This window comes from Erysipelothrix aquatica, from assembly GCF_009828825.1.
In the GTDB taxonomy this organism is placed as follows: Bacteria; Bacillota_I; Bacilli_A; order Erysipelotrichales; family Erysipelotrichaceae; genus Erysipelothrix; species Erysipelothrix aquatica_A.
Window position 1 is genome coordinate 143,662 of sequence record NZ_WTTA01000003.1, and the last position, 17,003, is coordinate 160,664.

Genomic DNA, 17,003 nt, shown 5'->3' on the forward strand with positions numbered 1-17,003 from the left:
TAAATCATAAGTCATAACCGAACCCCAAAAAGGCGTAGAACGCAACAAAAACGTTCCCAACTGCATTCATAAATAAAAAAGAACCCCATGACTGAGGTTACTCATATTGAACAAGAATTGTGACAATAAATTGTTTTTGAACTTCATTGACCTCAATTTTGAGAATACCGTGGGCATTTTCAATGATTTCACGAACAATTTGTAAACCAATACCATGGATATCAGCATTTTCTTTGGTGCTTTGATAGACACCATACTTCTCAATTGGTGCCACACTGTAATTATTCGTAATTGTTAATGAAAGCCAATTTTTATTTACATGATTTGAAACGGCGATATAGCGGTCGTCTGGATTTTCGATACGAAGTGATGCTTCGATGGCGTTATTTACAAGATTGGTGATGACGCGTAGCATATCTAATTCAGACAAGCGAAACAACTCTGGTAAGTGTAAATCCAAATCATAGCGGATTCCATTTTCGGTACATCTTTTTTTCACATCCCGGATAATTGCATCTAACAAATGACTTTGCGAATACGGGTCCAACGCGACCGTATCCTTAAAAGAATTATTGGTTTGATCAATGAGATTTTGGGCACTTTGAATCTGATTTGAGTTAATAAGCGTATTTATCGTCCGTAAGGTTGATCTGTAGTCATGTTTAAATTTCTGATATTCAATCATTAATTCTCGGTATGTTTCGTAGTGTTCGATTTGCATCTTGAGTTGATTTTCAATCTTATGCGTATAGCGTGCATTTTCAAGTAACTCTGCACCGCGTAAAGCATCTGTCCATGACACACACAAAATCACTAATATAAAAAGGGATGATGATAAATAGAGTGTATTAAACCATAAAACGTTATTTATTAAGAACCGACCGTCATTAATAATCATCAAATAAAAGAGCATAATAACTTCAACCCGTAAGACATGTTTCGTCTTCATGGTATTTCGGAAGAGTTTAATTTGCTTTTGGACAGTACTTTCACTGTTCATGCCAATCCATACAAAGGTATTGAAGATAAGATATGTCACGACTAGAATTGACCAGCGCCACGACGTCGTAGTTAGAATTTCATGGGTTGTTGTTTGGAGAAGAAACGCAACGATTGCAGCAAGACACCCTCTGACAGTATAAATAAACAAAATTGGGAAGAGGGATATGGTGAGAAGATTTCGGTGCGAAATGGTAAATACCGCATAGGTCATGATTAGTAAATAAATGAGCAAGTAAAATGTGCTCATACGCACAGCACCAAGTTGGTCCACAAAGAAAAAATCTAGGGCATATACGATAATAAGCAAATACTCCAGATATTGTGTATCAAAGCGTTTTTCGAATACTCTGGACAGATTCTTGATCCACAAGTACCCACTAAACAAAAGAAGAGGCAAGAAAATACTGATCATTTTAATTCCTCCTAACGATTAATAAATTCTACAAATCTATTCTCAAGAACGTTTTGATACGTTCGGCCCACAGGAACTAAACTGCCATCGAGAAGTTCGATTTCACTTTTCCCAAATGTTTTAATGTACGTCATATTCACGATAAACGAGCGTTGGACACGAACCAGTGGACTGCCTTGAATTTGTTTCTCGACATCTGTTATTGTACTGTAAAATTCAATATGCTGACCTTGCCGTGTTTTGATAATGATGATCCGTTTCTTAACCTCTAGATACATGATGTCTGAAATAATCAACGTGTGTGATAAACCTTTAATATCATAACGGAAAAGTTGCTCGCGGGTGATGGTGAGATTCTCGATAGTTTTTAGAAATACAGCTTCAAAGCGATCATTTGTGGTCGCATACTTTAGTAAGTAATTTGCGGGCATGACATCAAACGAATCGAAAACATATTCTTTCAAGTTTGATAAGAAAATGATTTCTGCTTGTACACCCATTTCGCGTAATTTTGCAGCTGCTTCTAAACCATTCATCGCGCCCATTTGAATATCAAGGTAAACAATATCCGGTAAAATTTTAATATCTTCAAGCATAAAAAAGAGTTCTTCAGCAGAATCAAAAGTTGTTATCGAAATATAAAGTTGATGTTTGGATGCAATTTCTTGCAGGAGTTCTTGGTAATGCGTACGTATTGACGCATCATCATCACATAAGAATATCGTTATCATTGGCCCCACCTCTATGTAAGTATAGTATCTCAAATGTTAAGATTTCACAATATTGTTAATTGTATTTATGAAGTGTGATGCCTCTAAATTATCTTCGTGTTCAAAAAATGAACGTTGTTTGTATAAAAAAAAGAAACTTTGCACATTTTATGTGCAAAGTAAGTATTATATGAATTTCTTATAAAAGTGTATCATCATTATTAAATATTTGATGTTCAAACCGTCTACCCGTTGGCGTATCGGCCAAACCACCCTCACCCGTTTCACGGAACGCACGTGGTAAGGCTTTTCCAACTTTATACATCGTGGCGACAACCTCATCACTTGGAATGGCGCTTCGCACACCAGCAAGAGCCATATCTGCTGAAACGAGAGCTTGTGCGGCACCGAGTGCATTTCTTTTAACACAAGGAACTTCGACAAGTCCTGCAACCGGATCACAAATAAGTCCGAGCATGTTTTTGATGGTCATTGCAAATGCTTGTTCCGCCGCTTGAGGACTGCCCCCTAAAATCTCGACAGTGGCTGCCGACGCCATTGCAGATGCACTCCCTATCTCTGCTTGGCACCCTCCGGTTGCACCAGCAATCGATGCGTTATTTGCAACAACCAAACCAAATCCACCTGCAACAAACAAGAAATTTATTTGTTGTTCACGGGTAAGGGAATAACGCTCAATAAGGGCACTAAGCACTCCTGGTGCAACGCCAGCACTACCCGCTGTCGGTGTTGCGCAAATACGCCCCATGGCTGCATTGACCTCATTCGTCGCTACCGCACCTGCTACGGCCCGTACTACAGTTGGTCCACATATCGTTTCGTGAGATTCAAGATAAGTGTCAAGTTTCAATGCATCTCCTCCAGTTAGTCCTGTTTTGGATTGTACGCCTTGAATCCCTTGTGCAACAGAACGTAGCATTACATCCAGTTGTTTTCCCATAAGGCTTGTGATTGCATCGCGACTTTTTCCTGAATTCTCAATTTCCGCAAGGATGACAGCTTCCGCAATCGAACCCACTTTCTCGGCTTGATGAATCAACGCCTCTATCGACTCAAACATTAAATGTTCCTCCCAATATATGTCACACTTTTGATATATGGAATTTCGCGAATTGCATCAAGCGATGTGTGCAATTCTTCTTGATCAAGTTCAATAACCATATAAGCATTATTCCCTTTGGAATCTCGATCCACTTTCATCGTACTGATATTAATTTCCAAATCAGATAAAATTGTAGCCACACGCGCGATAAGACCTGGTAAATCTTGGTGGAAAATTAGAATTGTGGGGGTACCACCATTGATATCAACTGGAATATCGTTAATATTTGTGATTTTAACACTTCCACCACCAATGGATGCACCCACAATGGTCATTTTTTTATCGCGAGCACGCATCACAAGTTTGGCGGTATTCGGATGGTGTACGTCCTCTGCAAGGGGAATAAATTGTATCGCAACACCGTGTGCTTGAGCAATTAGCAATGACTCGTGCAGTTTTTCATCATCTGCATTCATCCCTAAGATTCCACCCGCGATTGCGACATCTGTGCCGTGTCCACGGTAGGTTTTCGCAAACGACTCATATAGATAGACATTTACGGACTCTGGCGTCTCCCCAAAAACTTCTCGCGCTATTTTACCGATGCGAGCGGCACCAGCTGTATGGGAACTACTTGGCCCCGTCATAACCGGACCGATAATATCAAATACTGACGTATAATCTTGTTTGGACATGGTCTCACCTCTTTTCATATTGTATCATTGATTATTATCTATAAGTATATTAACTTTCATATTTTGCTTAGACTGTAAGGGCTTTATATATTCTGCAACCATCACGCGAAATGCCCCTAAAAGAAACAAAATATCAAACTTTTTTTAAAATCTTCAGTGCTTTTTCTTGCCAATAAATTATGGGTGTGCTATTATCGAGTGAGCAAAATCCCTAAGAGTTTTCGCCGGATAACTCAAGGACGTTATTGATGCTTCGTAGGCCATACGAAGAAGCATTCAAGACGTTCTTTTATTTTGCATGGCACCCAAATTCCCTAAGAGTTTTCGCCGGACAACTCAAGGACGTTATCGATGCTTCGTAGGCCATACGAAGAAGCAGCCGTGACGTCCTTTTAATTTATCAAACAGAAGGAGTATTTATGAAATTAGTAAAGCAATTTATACGTCAAAATCTAAGTCTTATTTTAGGGACTTTATTCTTACTTTTAGTCCAACTCACCGCGACATTATATATCCCATATCTTGTTGCTCATATTGTGGATGACGGTATCCTAGCAAACAACCTCAATACCATCTATTCATTGGGACTAGAAATGTTATTCGTCGCAATTATCGGCGTTATCGCCGCAGTAGCATGTAGTTACTACTCATCTGTGATTGCAACCCGCTTTGGAACAGACTTACGCCTACAAGTCTTCAAAAAAGTTCAAGTCCTATCGGTCAAAGATGTCGAAGATTATGGAACCTCATCACTTGTCTCTCGTATCACCTCCGATGTGGTGAACATCCAACAAGTAGTGGTAATGCTATTCCAAATGATTCTTCCTGGACCCTTAATTGGTATCGTATGTGTCATCATGTCATACATGATTTCACCAACTCTTGGTCTCGTCGCATTAATGAGTATCCTTGTATTCTTGGGAGCCGCTATCATTGTCACAAAACGTGCAGTTCCATACATGAATGCAATTCAGTATTATTTGGATCGCATGATTCTTGTTTTAAGAGAATTTTTTGTCGGTGTGCGTATTATTCGTGCATTTGATAACTCAGAATATGAACAAAAACGAACCGATAAAACATTTGAAGAACATGCTGAAAATATGATTAAGATCAACCGCCTCTTTGCCTATTTATCGCCGATTGCGTATGCCCTCTTAGGTTTATCCATGGTTGCGATATTATGGTTTGGACTTATCGATGTTCCAAATGGCACCCTCCAATTAGGTGAAGTAACTGCAGTTATTGAATATACAACACTTACGATTTTAACACTGATTATGGCTGCGCTTGTGATTGTGATGATTCCACGTGCACTCGCTGCCTTACAACGTGTTGATGCCTTGATTGCGATTGAGCCAAGTGTTCAGGATATTAAGACCGTCCATAAACTCTCCCATGCAAGTGATGATATCGTCCGCTTCGAACATGTCTTCTTTGGCTATGAAGGCGAAGATGGTGATGCTTTGGTTGATGTTAGTTTTTACATTCCTAAAGGACAAACAACTGCGATTATCGGTGCTACAGGATCTGGTAAAAGTACGATTGCGAAACTCATTATGAGATTCCATGATACAACCAACGGGCGTGTCATGTTCCAAGATACAGATATCCGTGATCTTTCCCAACACGATCTACGCGATTCAATTAGCTATATTCCGCAGAAATCGTTCTTATTCAGCGGTACCGTTCAAGAGAATATTAAATTCCACAAACCCAACGGGAGTAACGAAGCAATGCGTCAAGCAGCACGAACCGCGCAAGCAGCTGCTTTTATCGAATCTTTAGATGCTTCGTACCACTCCGAAGTTGTCCGTGGAGGAATGAACTTCTCCGGTGGACAAAAACAGCGCATCAGTATTGCGCGTGCGCTTTACAAGGATGCTGACTTGTATGTTTTCGATGACAGTTTCTCAGCACTCGACTACAAAACAGATGCAATTTTACGTCAAGCTCTAAAAACAGATATGCCAGAAGCGACCTACTTAATTATTGCACAACGTGTAAGTACAATTATGAACGCCGATCAAATTATTGTCATGGATCAAGGACGCATCGTCGGTATCGGTACCCATGCATCTCTCATGCAAACAAGTCCAGTTTACCGACAATTTGCAGAATCACAACATATCTTTGATGAACAGGAGGAAACAGACCATGTTTAAACGAAAAAAATCAAGACTAACACCCACTTTGAAACAAGAGCAACCTTCAAACATGAAGCATGCGTTCCGTCTCTTTATCCAGTTATTGCTTCATTGGAAAGGCAAAATCGCACTTGTCTTGATCGTTGCATTACTCGGAAGTATCACCTATACAGTTATCCCTTGGATAATGGGACTTGCTATTGATGCGGTTGCCAACCTAATCAGCACTCAAAGTCTTTCAATCGAAAATATTGAAGCAGTCATCATGCAACCCTTAATCTGGCTTATTATTGCATCTGGTTTTTCATTTTTATTTTCGTTTATTCAAGAACGAATTATGGCATCAGTCAGTGAAGATGCCGGTACTTTTTTACGCAAAGTAATCACTGATAAAATGACGACACTTCCCTTACGTTTCTACGATGACGTTAAAGTCGGTGAAATCTTAAGTCGTGTTTCTGTTGATATTGAGCGGGTTGCTGAAATTTTAGTCGTTGGCTTCAACCAATTCATATCATCCTTTTTCAATATAATTATTGGTTTAATTGTGATGACGCAAATTGCAAGCTCACTAACCTTACTGATTTTTGCATTAATTCTTTTTAGTGGACTGGTTACGTATGTCATTTCCATCAAGAGTCAACGATCCTTCTTGGAAAACTTTAGTTCCCTAGCGGATTTTAATAGTCTTGTTGAAGAATACTTCACTGGTAATGTTATTTTAAAATCGTATAACAAACAGGACCATGCGATGGATGCAGTCATCACGTCAAATGCAACACATGAAAAAGCACATCTAAAAGCAATGTTCTTAAACTATGCGATTTATCCGGCCGTACGTTTTCTCAATCAACTTGCATTCATTGCGAGTGCTGTCATTGGAGGATATTTTGCAATTCGTGGATCCCTCAGTGTGGGTATCCTTCAAGCATATCTCCAATACGTTTCCCAAGTATCTGAACCGATTACAGAAGCGTCATTTATTATTAACTCATTTCAAGCAGCGCTTGCGTCACTCGAACGTGTATATGATATTACGGCTATAGAAGATGAGATTGAACATGACCATGAAACGCCAAAACTAACACACCCTAAAGGCGACATTTCATTTAAAAATGTATCGTTTGGTTATGGTCCCGACCACCTTCTTATGACTGACGTTACGTTTGATGTGAAAGCAAAACAAACCGTTGCGATTGTGGGACCTACTGGTGCCGGTAAGACGACGCTTGTTAACTTGTTGATGCGTTTCTACGATATTAACAGTGGTGAGATTTCTTTTGATGGCATTGATACTCAAGCAATGACGCGAACTGACGTTCGGAATATGTTTGGAATGGTGTTACAAGATACGTGGTTATTTGAAGGTACTGTTGCTGATAACATTGCCTATGGACGCAAAGATGCCTCGCGCGAAGCAATTATTGAAGCAGCGAAACTCGCACAAAGTCACGACTTCATCATGCAAATGCCACAAGGATATGACACCATCATTTCCAGTGATGCCGCTATTGTTTCTCAAGGACAACAACAACTTCTTACAATTGCCCGGGCTGCACTAGCAAACCCAGCCGTCATGATTCTTGACGAAGCAACTTCAAATATTGATACCATAACGGAACAAAAAATCCAGAAAGCGCTCAATGCTCTGATGGAAAATCGTACAAGCTTTGTGATTGCACACCGCTTATCGACAATCCGAAATGCAGATATTATTCTCGTTATGAATAAGGGTAATATTATTGAAAGTGGAAATCATGATACACTCTTGGCGTTGGGTGGTATTTATGCAGACTTATACCACAGTCAATTTGCCATTGCTTAAAGAAACGAAAAGCAAGCGATTCACGTCGCTTGCTTTTTTTGTGCTATTTTATTTCCCAGGACATGGTAACGGATTGCTCGATCGTGATATTGGTTGCATGAATGTTTGATCCACCGCGATCAAAGGCATATGCACGCAGCAATGAAGGGTTATTTTGCGAATCACTTTCGTAAACAATATTGGTAATAGAACCCAGACGCACACCCGCACTCTCTGCGATAACTTTCGATTTATCATGCGCATCGTTAATCGCAAGTATTAGAGCATCGTTTGTATACTTAGTCGCATCTTTGATGAAATACGAAAGTGAAAAATTAAAGTCATCTTCCGAACGGAGTCCATCCAAAAGTTTGGACATTTTCGCAAGATTGATGCGATCTTCAAAAACTAGACTCTGATTGCCTCTAAATTTTTTCTTTTGAACGTCCGTTTCGTGAATGATTGAAACATTAATGGATGATGTCTGAATGAGTGAGACATTAAACCCAACTGTTTTAAAAACCTTTACCAAAGCATCAAATTGTTTCGATAACTTATCAAATGCTTCACCATAGGATGGAGCATCCTGAACCAATTCATAATTAAAACGCATCATATCAGGCTCTGCTTTTAAAGAACCACGTCCTACTACTTCTAATAATCGTGTCATCGTTTCACCTCTTATAGGGTTATTATACGCTTTTTTAGATTAATAATGAACTCTCTATTTAATATGGATTGCATTTGTCTCTGGGTTCAACCCCGTCACATGCACTTGACAATAGACATCTTTACCCGCTGCAGATAGTTTTTGGAATCCAGGTTGATAATCTTTAGAGATACATATTCCAGTTGCAACTAAGGTCGCATCCGCTTTGTTTAACAGCGTTTCAACGTTTGTTACAACGCTTCCCTGTGCCAGAAAATCGTCAATGAGAATAATACGCTTTCCTTTAATAAAATCAAGCTGCGTTGTGAGATGATATGCATTTCCTTTGGTAAATGAAAAAGATTCTTGTTGAATGTAACGCGGATCATCCAATAATTTTTGTGATTTCTTAATAATAACAAGTGGCTTTTGCGCTGCTAGACTTGCAAAAACTGATGGGGCAATCCCTGAACTTTCCACTGTAACAAATGCATCAAATTCATGATTTGCAAAGTAATCGGCAAAATCCTGACCAATGGCCTGCATTAATGTTGCATCAACTTGAGCATTGAAAAATGTACTCACATCTAATATTTCCTCGGTACGCGCAATTCCTGCTTCTCTAATTCGTTGCTTCAACAATTCCATATCTTTTCCTCTTTCTAAAGTGTAAACATATATGCAAGTGAGACTAAAGTAATACCATGCATAATCCAACCTAATTCTTTATGACGTCCTGCAAAAATCATGCAGAGTTCATAAGAAACAAATCCCATCGTTAATCCTAATGCAATTGAACCGGTCAATGGCATCATAACAATTGTGATGAATGAGGGTACAATCACTTCATAACCCCCATGCCAATCGATATTTACGATGTTTTGCATCATGAAGATTCCAATCACAACCATTGCAGGCGTCGTTACTGCTGCCGTTACTAATGAAAGTAATGGATAAATAAAGACTGACAACAAGAACAAACATGCCGTGACAACAGCCATTAAGCCTGTACGGGCACCATTAATAATTCCCGAAACCGATTCAATATAGGTTGATAGATTCGATGTTCCCAGTACACCACCGATAAACGTTCCAACTGCATCGGCAACATAAATACGATGGTTGTTTTCAAATGCTTCAGCAGGTAAATCGGGAATCTGTGATGCTGCGGCAGATAGTGTTGTAGCGGTTCCAAAGAAATCTAAGAACAAGAATGTTAATACGACAACGATTGCTTGTGGATTTAAAAGTTCCCCTAAATTTTTAAATCCGACAAACAATGTATTATCGATCATCGACTGCATGGGTCCAAAAGGCACAACAATCGGACTTCCTGATGGCAATTGCGGTAATGTTGCAGCGACTTCAGATGCCATTGAAATCCACCCCATGTCATAGCCAAAGCGAATCAAGAGTCCACACACTGCTGCCCCAATCATGCCAAAGAACACAGCATATTGGTTCTTTTTAACTAAGAAAAATGCAGCTGTTAAGACGCCAACGATAGCAATCACAACATTGGGATTGTTGAATCCACCGAAAGTGATAAACATACTAGCATCAGGCACAATAATTCCTGCATTTTTAAAACTTACAAAGGCAATAAATAAACCCAATCCAACGTTACCAGCTTGCTTGATTGGCAACGGAATACCTTTAATGATTTTTGCACGAATGCCTGAAAATGAGAGCATAATAAACAATACTGATGACACAAGAACTGCCGCAAGAGCAACTTCCCATGCCATTCCCATACCCAACACAACACTAAATGCAAAGAATGCATTCATTGACATACATGGGGCAAGACCCAAAGGAAAGCGCGCATAAAGGCCCATAATTAACATTGCAATTGCAGATGATAATATTGTAGCCATAAAAACAGCGTCCTGAGGCATTCCAGCATTTCCAAGAATAATTGGATTTACAAAGATTACATACGACATTGATAAGAATGCTGTAAGACCACCAGCAAACTCTCGTTTAATCGTAGATCCTGATTCCTCAATCTTAAAATACGTATTCAACCATGTTTTCATAGTCTCCTCCTTTTGAATACAAAAAAACTGCCAACAGGCAGTAGCATCAAAAGGTACAAAAAAAAACCGCTTTTGAAACTATTGCCATAGTACACGACTTTACGGGTCATGAGTAGAGACTTCCGGACCTTATTTCCAGAATTATATGGTAGTTTTCATAGCGATATGGTAACACTGTACCCCAAGACTGTCAACGCTAAACCGCTTGTTTTAAGTCTTTGTCAGTGTGTTTATAATGCAAAATAATTGTGTTCTGAAATGTTTTCTTACGTTCATCGACTTGAATATTGAAAACACCATCCACAGAGTCAATGATATCCTTAACAATTTGAAGTCCAATACCGTGAATGTCCGGTTGTTCTTTAGTACTTTGGTATTTTCCGTACTTGAATCGTGGGGCAACGTCATAGTTGTTGATGATACGCAACGAGAGGCACTCTCGATGAACATTGGTTTCAATTGTAATAAGTCTTTCTTCTGGATTATCAATTCGAAGTGATGCTTCAATAGCATTGTTGGTCAAATTGGTAATAACACGTAACATATCCAACTCCGAAAGTATAAAAGTACTTGGAAGTTGAATATCAAGATGATACTTAATATTCTCGTCGTTACATCGTTGCTCAAAACCTTTAATGATTGAATCTAACAGATAGCTTTGTGAATAGCTCTCGTGGGATTCTGCATCTGCAAATGTTTCATTTGTTTGATCAATAATTGACTGTGCAGTACTAAATTCATTCATCGCAATGAGATGATTGACATTATCCAATATTGAACGGTAATCATGCTTAAACTTTCGAAAATCGTCCATCAGTTGGCTGTATGATTCATAATGTTCAATTTGTAACTTCAGCTGATCTTCAACCTTCTTTGTATACCGCTCTGTCTCAAATAGAGACGCACTTCGCACCGCATCCTTCCAAGCCACAAACATGATAACAAAGATGAAGAAACATGACGTGAGATACACAACATTAAACCATCGAACATCAATGTCCAAGAACCGTCCATTATTTATTATTAAAATGTAGATGAGCATTATGATTTCAATGCGCAGAATATGCTTTACTTTCATGCGATTTCGAAACAATGTTTTCAGATTTTTGATTATCTCATTGGTTGAAAGCATCTTAACGACTAATCCATCAATCGTTAAATAGGTCAAAATGAATACAATCCACCTTAATTTGGCGTTTACTAGAACATCATGTGTTGTGACATCAGAGAGTATCGCAAAAAGTGATGCATAAAATCCTCGAATTAAGAAAAAACCAATGACAACAATAAATACAGAAGTCAAAATATCTATCCAGGAAGTCGAAAACATTATACGCATCAAAGCGAGAAGACATAAAGCCATCAGAATCGGACTTGAACGTACCAAATCTAGAGAATCAACATAAACAAAAATCAAAGTATACGCAATGAGCAGTAGAAAATCAATCAGTTTAAAGTGGTAATTTCGCGAGAAAATTTTTGATGCAATCTGTATCCAAGCATAGATACTGAGGATCGCAATAATTGATAGCAGTATAATCATGATTTTTGTTTCCTTTCTCTGTTGCTATGCAGGTCATTCGCTTAACATTAAGGATGTATGCAAATCTCTTTATACATACTACCTTGCTACAAATCCGCTTGATTATTATTGTCCTAGACCTTAATTTTAGTGTCCTATAAATTCATTATTCGAAGATATAATCGTACGAATCTTAAAAACTCATGTGAACTTCTGATTAAAATCTAATACATAGTTGTAAATTTATTATTCATGTTACGTCTAGTGAATGAACGATACTAAAAGACCTACGACAAGCACTGAAGTTATTGTTACCGTAGAGAATCCAGCTATGATCATCTTCGGCATAATTTCTGCTTGAATTTTTTCAATTTCTAAGTCGTTAGCTCCAACACTTCGTGCTGCTTCTTGACTGAGAATCATAGTTCCAGGAAAGCCAAAGAGTGATGTTAAACCGATTGCAATAGATATTGAAGCACTGTATCCTAATAGTTTTCCTACGAATAATGCAGCGAGGGATCCTCCACTTACCCCAATCACGAATGAGAGCACTAGTGGTAAAGCAAGATCCATAAGATCATGAACTGAAATAGTTCCCAGAGGGCCAAAGATAATAATCATAATCGATAGCATCATTAAGCCATAGGCATCAATCCCTTCAAGAATATTGCGTTTTAAGATGCCAAGTTCACAAAGTAGCACTCCCAGTACCAGTGCAATCACAAACTCGTTAATCACTCCATTAGTTAGTTGGCTGAGAGCTGTCGCAACCAACATGACACATCCAACTATAAAAAGCGTCCCCGCAGTTGTTTGAAGTGATTCTGGTAATATCGTTTTCGTGTTGTCATCTGATGTTTCGATGATGGCGTGGTAATCGTCTTCTCGTTTAATCCGCTGTGCCTCTCGTTTTAGAATTAGAGACGTTAAAGGAAATCCAATAATACCTTGGAACGCTGTAATTAAAACTGGCAATACGGCTACCGATGTTAACCCAAACTTCAGAGCTGCATCCTGTGCCAAAATAACCGATATTGTACCCCCAGTGACACCTGCTGCAGCGGCAATTGAATAGTTAAGAGAGCCAAGCAATGGTGCACCCAACACGAGTGCACCCACAATCCCGAGTGTTGCACTTACTCCGATGACGACCGTCCGCCAGTGGCGCTTAAATTCTGCGAGGCGAATCATCGTTCCAATATGAATGATAATGAAACCTAGAATCGTAGTCCCTAAAGCGAGTAGAGACGAATCTTGTAAAATAGTTGGGGGCAACAATTCACTTTTAAACCCAACTAAGAAAATTAAACTAGCAACCAATAATGAAGAGACAAGTGATTTTGTTTTTTTCGATACAAAATCACTGACTGTCCAAATTAGCATAATAATGGTAATTGATAATAATGAACTCATAGTTTCTCCTATACAATACTTGTGTATGTAAATCCATTTCCGTGGACATCTTTGACATTTTGAACAATCATGAATGCTTGGGGGTCAATACTGTGAATTAAATCGTAGTAATCCAAATATTCACTACGTTTCATTACAATTAGAATCATCTGTCGACGTTCAAGCATATGCCCACCATGCACCGGAAAAACGCTCAAACCCCGCGTTTTAAGATTCCGTAAGGTATTCAAAATATCTCGATGATGTGAAACACTAATAATTTCCATAGATATTTTTTGATTAAACCCTGTGCTCAGATAGTTCATACACATCATTGTGATGACAATTGAAATAACCGCCAGTACAAAGGAGTCCATTCCAAATACAAACAATGACGCGACAACAATTATTAAGTCACTCATGAGAAGACCTATTGATTTGTCAATGCCAAAATATTTTTTCATGATAAGTGGTGGAATGGTTGTGCCACCACTTGAAGCCTGATTTCGATAGAGCAATGCAACCCCACACGCAAAGATAACACTGCCACTTATGACCGCAAGAAAGCGATCTTCAACAAGCATTTGAACTGGGATCCAATACAGCATAAACGGAAGCAACATACTTCCAAATAATGATTTGAGAAATACTTTGGTTCCCAAGAGTAGAAATGCTGAAATCAACATAATGACATTAATCGTTAAGACAGTTCGTGATATTTCCCAATCCATAACATGATAGAGAAGAATAGCAATCCCACTCGCTCCCCCTGCTGCAATATCATGAGGCGCTAGAAACTGATTAATTGCAAACGAAACAAGTGCAACACCTACGATTATTTGAAAATAATGATTTAATGTTTTAAACATGCTTAACCTCTGAGGATGACTCAATCAATGCAAGGCAGACATCAACCGCTTCTTCCATTGCAGCAATTGGAATATATTCGTTAACGGTATGAATTTCTTCATAACCAATTGAAATATTGATTGCTTTCTTTCCTTTTTGATTAAAAACATTCGCATCACTTCCACCACCACTAACTTCATAGCGAGGCGTAATGCCTGCTTTCATCATTGCACGAGTCACTCGTTCAACGTCCGCATCATGTTGATCAAAACGGTAACCATAACACTTGATTTCTTCTTCAAAGCGAACAGTCGTGCCGTAAATTTTTGACGTTGTATCAATAGTGTTGCGGTAAATCTGGCGAATTCCTTCAAATTGGTCAAAGTTTATTGAACGAATTTCACCTGTCAAGACTGCCGCGTCTGCAACAACATTACTTGCGACACCACCTTCTACTGTTCCAAAATTAGATGTAGTTTCACTGTTTATACGGCCATGCGGAAGATTCGCCATAATCTTAGCTAAAACCTCCAACGCACTGATACCCTGCTCTGGTTCTAAACCCGCATGTGCCGCTTTACCTTCGATTTCGAGGGTATATGTTGATAACGTGGGACTTGCCAAAGTCATAGCTCCTACAGGCCCTGCACTGTCTAGGACAATCCCAAAACGCGAACGAATTGATGACATATCCAATGCTTGCGCGCCGATCAATCCAATTTCTTCTCCAGGGGTAATCACAAACTCTAAAGTTGGATGTAACGTTGCAGCTTCTTTAAGGCGATGTATAACTTCAAGCATGATTGCGATGCCCGCTTTATCATCTGCACCTAAGATTGTCTCCCCTTTGGAATACACCACACCATCAACGATCACAGGCTCGATACCTTTACCAGGTTTCACCGTATCACTGTGACTAGAAAAAAATAGTGGCTCTTGCGTTTTATCCCCTTCTAAAATGAAGATGAGGTTATTTGCTCCCAATCCTGTTTTTTTTAGTGATGCATCCTCGATACATTTCAATCCGAGATTGGTAAATGTTGTCTTTAAGTAATTATGAAAGATTCTCTCATCTCCAGACTCCGAGTCAATGCGGACCATCTCGCATAACATTTGCGTAATTCGTGAATTCATACTATTTATGCTCCTTTTTGTGTCGTTTTACAGTACTACTTTAAAATATTAACAATCAATGAAGAAACTTCGTCATCAAAAATTGCATCGCCATATGCAACTTTTGTTATACTGTAATTAAGAAAATGTGAGGTTTATGTATGAGACGACTTTTATCAACGAAAGATCTTAGAGCCTATTCAGTTCTGACATATATGCTCGATAATAATGAATCGACACTTAGCAATTTGAGTGATACAACTGGCATTCCCCTACGATCCTTACAAAGCATTATCAATCGCTTGAATGAAATCATTGCACCGGGTTCAATAATTACCCATGCAAACGGTATTTCTCTTCACGACGAACCCGAAACATCCAAACGATTTTATTATCAACAAATACTCACCTATAGTTTCGAGTTCCAACTTTTGGAATCAATTTTCCTTCAACCTGAACAATCGGTTGCGAACCTTGCTGAAACTTTCTTTGTCAGTGATGCGACAATACGTCGAACCATCCATACGTTGAATAAGGAACTAAAATTCCATGACATAGCAATTGATCTGGGAACCATGACCCTCAAAGGATCGGATCGTTCGATATCTTTATTCTTTGTTGCATATTTTTCAGAACGATACTCTTTTTTAGAAGATTTCATCGATCCATTACAAATTACCGCAATTAACACACTGACAAAGAACATGGGTGATGTCGAGTTAAAACTCACCACAACCCAAGACATTAATCATCTTAAAATTTGGCTTTTTGTACGGATTACTTTAAGTCAGTTAATTCAGCCAAAGCAAATTTACCGAGCGTTTGAAATCATCGAGAATGAATCAATTCAAACTCAATTCCAAATGGCGTTTAACATGCCGCTCTCGGATGAAATAATAAATTTTTGCTTTGAATTTCTGTTAATCAACCGATTCTCATTTTCCCTTGAACAAGCAACGTTACAAGCCGCTGAATCTGCAGAAGATGCACGCTTGTTAAAAAATTTGGAAACATTGATTGATGAGATTTTAAGCAACGACAAAGTAAGTATCAAAAATCGCGATTACATGATTATCAATATTTTCAACATTGTTCGAATGACCTATTCTCCAACATTTATTCTCTATGATCGAAACCTTGACTTCCTAGAACATCTCAAGAAAACTGAAGCAAAAATCTATACTCAAGTTGATGCTATGTTTGATGAAATTTTCGAGGATTCCTTATCGTTAGAACAAAAACACGAAATTTTGTATATTATTCTTTCGCATTGGTCAGGGCTGTTAGACTCGCTTCACCAGCAAATTACAACAGTCAATGTCGCAATTTGTGTTGATCGCGACTATGAATTAGCAACCTTAATCTATAAAGATATTCTTTCGAGTTTTCCCTATGGGGTAGCCGTCGAGATTATTGATGCCTACTCTAAGAACCAGTTAATGAACGACTTAAATAGGTACCAAATTCTAATTACCACGATCCCTGGCATTACCCACACCACGTGCAAGACACTCTGTATTAATGGATATCCTTCCTATCAAGATTGGGTCTTTTTCCAGGAAATTGTGACTTACGTACGGGCTTCTGTTACGCATCTCTAGAACAA

Annotated in this window: 14 protein-coding genes and 1 riboswitch; of the genes, 3 read left to right on the forward strand and 11 right to left on the reverse strand. The window is 38.7% G+C overall.

Going from position 1 to position 17,003, the window contains the following annotated elements; all coding sequences use genetic code 11:
- Nucleotides 1–97: 97 nt before the first annotated feature.
- The 4 genes from GVV22_RS06610 to sdaAB form a co-directional block, all read right to left on the reverse strand.
- Entirely contained in the window at nucleotides 98–1,414 is a 1,317-nt protein-coding gene (locus tag GVV22_RS06610) for a sensor histidine kinase (protein WP_159649346.1), read from the reverse strand.
- An 11-nt stretch (nucleotides 1,415–1,425) separates the two neighbouring features.
- A complete protein-coding gene (locus tag GVV22_RS06615; RefSeq protein WP_159649347.1) occupies nucleotides 1,426–2,145 on the reverse strand; it encodes a LytR/AlgR family response regulator transcription factor in 720 nt (239 codons plus the stop codon).
- Nucleotides 2,146–2,323: 178 nt separating this feature from the next.
- Nucleotides 2,324–3,205, reverse strand: coding sequence for an L-serine ammonia-lyase, iron-sulfur-dependent, subunit alpha (gene sdaAA / locus GVV22_RS06620; RefSeq protein ID WP_159649348.1), 882 nt, complete (start codon nucleotides 3,203–3,205; stop codon nucleotides 2,324–2,326).
- On the reverse strand, nucleotides 3,205–3,882 hold the full coding sequence (gene sdaAB, locus GVV22_RS06625; protein WP_159649349.1) for an L-serine ammonia-lyase, iron-sulfur-dependent subunit beta: 678 nt from the start codon (nucleotides 3,880–3,882) through the stop codon (nucleotides 3,205–3,207). Before sdaAB ends, sdaAA begins: the two co-directional genes overlap by 1 nt.
- A 419-nt stretch (nucleotides 3,883–4,301) precedes the next feature.
- On the opposite strand from sdaAB, the gene GVV22_RS06630 reads away from it, so the two are divergent.
- Together GVV22_RS06630 and GVV22_RS06635 are read left to right on the forward strand one after the other, a co-directional pair.
- Nucleotides 4,302–6,047, forward strand: a complete 1,746-nt coding sequence (locus tag GVV22_RS06630; protein WP_159649350.1) for an ABC transporter ATP-binding protein — start codon at nucleotides 4,302–4,304, stop codon at nucleotides 6,045–6,047.
- Entirely contained in the window at nucleotides 6,040–7,854 is a 1,815-nt protein-coding gene (locus GVV22_RS06635) for an ABC transporter ATP-binding protein (protein WP_159649351.1), read from the forward strand. Before GVV22_RS06630 ends, GVV22_RS06635 begins: the two co-directional genes overlap by 8 nt.
- 43 nt (nucleotides 7,855–7,897) lie before the next feature.
- Here the strand turns inward: GVV22_RS06635 and GVV22_RS06640 are convergent, their stop codons facing one another.
- The 7 genes from GVV22_RS06640 to GVV22_RS06670 all read right to left on the reverse strand — a co-directional run bounded on the left by GVV22_RS06640 (nucleotide 7,898) and on the right by GVV22_RS06670 (nucleotide 15,418).
- Entirely contained in the window at nucleotides 7,898–8,503 is a 606-nt protein-coding gene (locus tag GVV22_RS06640) for an SIMPL domain-containing protein (protein WP_159649352.1), read from the reverse strand.
- 54 nt (nucleotides 8,504–8,557) lie between these two features.
- Nucleotides 8,558–9,130: a phosphoribosyltransferase family protein gene (locus GVV22_RS06645; RefSeq protein WP_159649353.1), complete on the reverse strand. Its 573-nt coding sequence runs from the start codon at nucleotides 9,128–9,130 to the stop codon at nucleotides 8,558–8,560.
- Nucleotides 9,131–9,144: 14 nt separating this feature from the next.
- Nucleotides 9,145–10,521 carry an NCS2 family permease gene (locus tag GVV22_RS06650; protein WP_159649354.1) on the reverse strand — a complete coding sequence of 459 codons (1,377 nt, stop codon included), beginning with the start codon at nucleotides 10,519–10,521 and terminating at the stop codon, nucleotides 9,145–9,147.
- A gap of 67 nt (nucleotides 10,522–10,588) precedes the next feature.
- A riboswitch (purine riboswitch) is annotated at nucleotides 10,589–10,690 on the reverse strand.
- 27 nt (nucleotides 10,691–10,717) lie between these two features.
- Complete coding sequence (locus GVV22_RS06655) at nucleotides 10,718–12,064, reverse strand: GHKL domain-containing protein (protein WP_159649355.1); 1,347 nt, start codon at nucleotides 12,062–12,064, stop codon at nucleotides 10,718–10,720.
- A 240-nt stretch (nucleotides 12,065–12,304) separates the two neighbouring features.
- Complete coding sequence (locus GVV22_RS06660; protein ID WP_159649356.1) at nucleotides 12,305–13,456, reverse strand: hypothetical protein; 1,152 nt, start codon at nucleotides 13,454–13,456, stop codon at nucleotides 12,305–12,307.
- A gap of 8 nt (nucleotides 13,457–13,464) precedes the next feature.
- On the reverse strand, nucleotides 13,465–14,304 hold the full coding sequence (locus GVV22_RS06665) for a YitT family protein (protein WP_159649357.1): 840 nt from the start codon (nucleotides 14,302–14,304) through the stop codon (nucleotides 13,465–13,467).
- Nucleotides 14,297–15,418 carry a M20/M25/M40 family metallo-hydrolase gene (locus GVV22_RS06670; protein ID WP_159649358.1) on the reverse strand — a complete coding sequence of 374 codons (1,122 nt, stop codon included), beginning with the start codon at nucleotides 15,416–15,418 and terminating at the stop codon, nucleotides 14,297–14,299. Before GVV22_RS06670 ends, GVV22_RS06665 begins: the two co-directional genes overlap by 8 nt.
- A 140-nt stretch (nucleotides 15,419–15,558) precedes the next feature.
- Between GVV22_RS06670 and GVV22_RS06675 the strand changes: the two genes are divergently transcribed.
- Complete coding sequence (locus tag GVV22_RS06675; protein WP_159649359.1) at nucleotides 15,559–16,998, forward strand: helix-turn-helix domain-containing protein; 1,440 nt, start codon at nucleotides 15,559–15,561, stop codon at nucleotides 16,996–16,998.
- The last annotated feature ends 5 nt before the right edge of the window (nucleotides 16,999–17,003 follow it).

Excerpts from the sequence above, each read along its gene's own strand:
- GVV22_RS06660 (WP_159649356.1), bottom strand. The coding sequence starts at position 13,456 with ATGAGTTCATTATTATCAATTACCATTATTATGCTAATTTGGACAGTC.
- GVV22_RS06630 (WP_159649350.1), top strand. The coding sequence starts at position 4,302 with ATGAAATTAGTAAAGCAATTTATACGTCAAAATCTAAGTCTTATTTTA.
- GVV22_RS06610 (WP_159649346.1), bottom strand. The coding sequence starts at position 1,414 with ATGATCAGTATTTTCTTGCCTCTTCTTTTGTTTAGTGGGTACTTGTGG.
- sdaAB (WP_159649349.1), bottom strand. The coding sequence starts at position 3,882 with ATGTCCAAACAAGATTATACGTCAGTATTTGATATTATCGGTCCGGTT.
- GVV22_RS06640 (WP_159649352.1), bottom strand. The coding sequence starts at position 8,503 with ATGACACGATTATTAGAAGTAGTAGGACGTGGTTCTTTAAAAGCAGAG.
- GVV22_RS06635 (WP_159649351.1), top strand. The coding sequence starts at position 6,040 with ATGTTTAAACGAAAAAAATCAAGACTAACACCCACTTTGAAACAAGAG.
- sdaAA (WP_159649348.1), bottom strand. The coding sequence starts at position 3,205 with ATGTTTGAGTCGATAGAGGCGTTGATTCATCAAGCCGAGAAAGTGGGT.
- GVV22_RS06670 (WP_159649358.1), bottom strand. The coding sequence starts at position 15,418 with ATGAATTCACGAATTACGCAAATGTTATGCGAGATGGTCCGCATTGAC.
- GVV22_RS06645 (WP_159649353.1), bottom strand. The coding sequence starts at position 9,130 with ATGGAATTGTTGAAGCAACGAATTAGAGAAGCAGGAATTGCGCGTACC.
- GVV22_RS06650 (WP_159649354.1), bottom strand. The coding sequence starts at position 10,521 with ATGAAAACATGGTTGAATACGTATTTTAAGATTGAGGAATCAGGATCT.
- GVV22_RS06665 (WP_159649357.1), bottom strand. The coding sequence starts at position 14,304 with ATGTTTAAAACATTAAATCATTATTTTCAAATAATCGTAGGTGTTGCA.
- GVV22_RS06675 (WP_159649359.1), top strand. The coding sequence starts at position 15,559 with ATGAGACGACTTTTATCAACGAAAGATCTTAGAGCCTATTCAGTTCTG.
- GVV22_RS06615 (WP_159649347.1), bottom strand. The coding sequence starts at position 2,145 with ATGATAACGATATTCTTATGTGATGATGATGCGTCAATACGTACGCAT.
- GVV22_RS06655 (WP_159649355.1), bottom strand. The coding sequence starts at position 12,064 with ATGATTATACTGCTATCAATTATTGCGATCCTCAGTATCTATGCTTGG.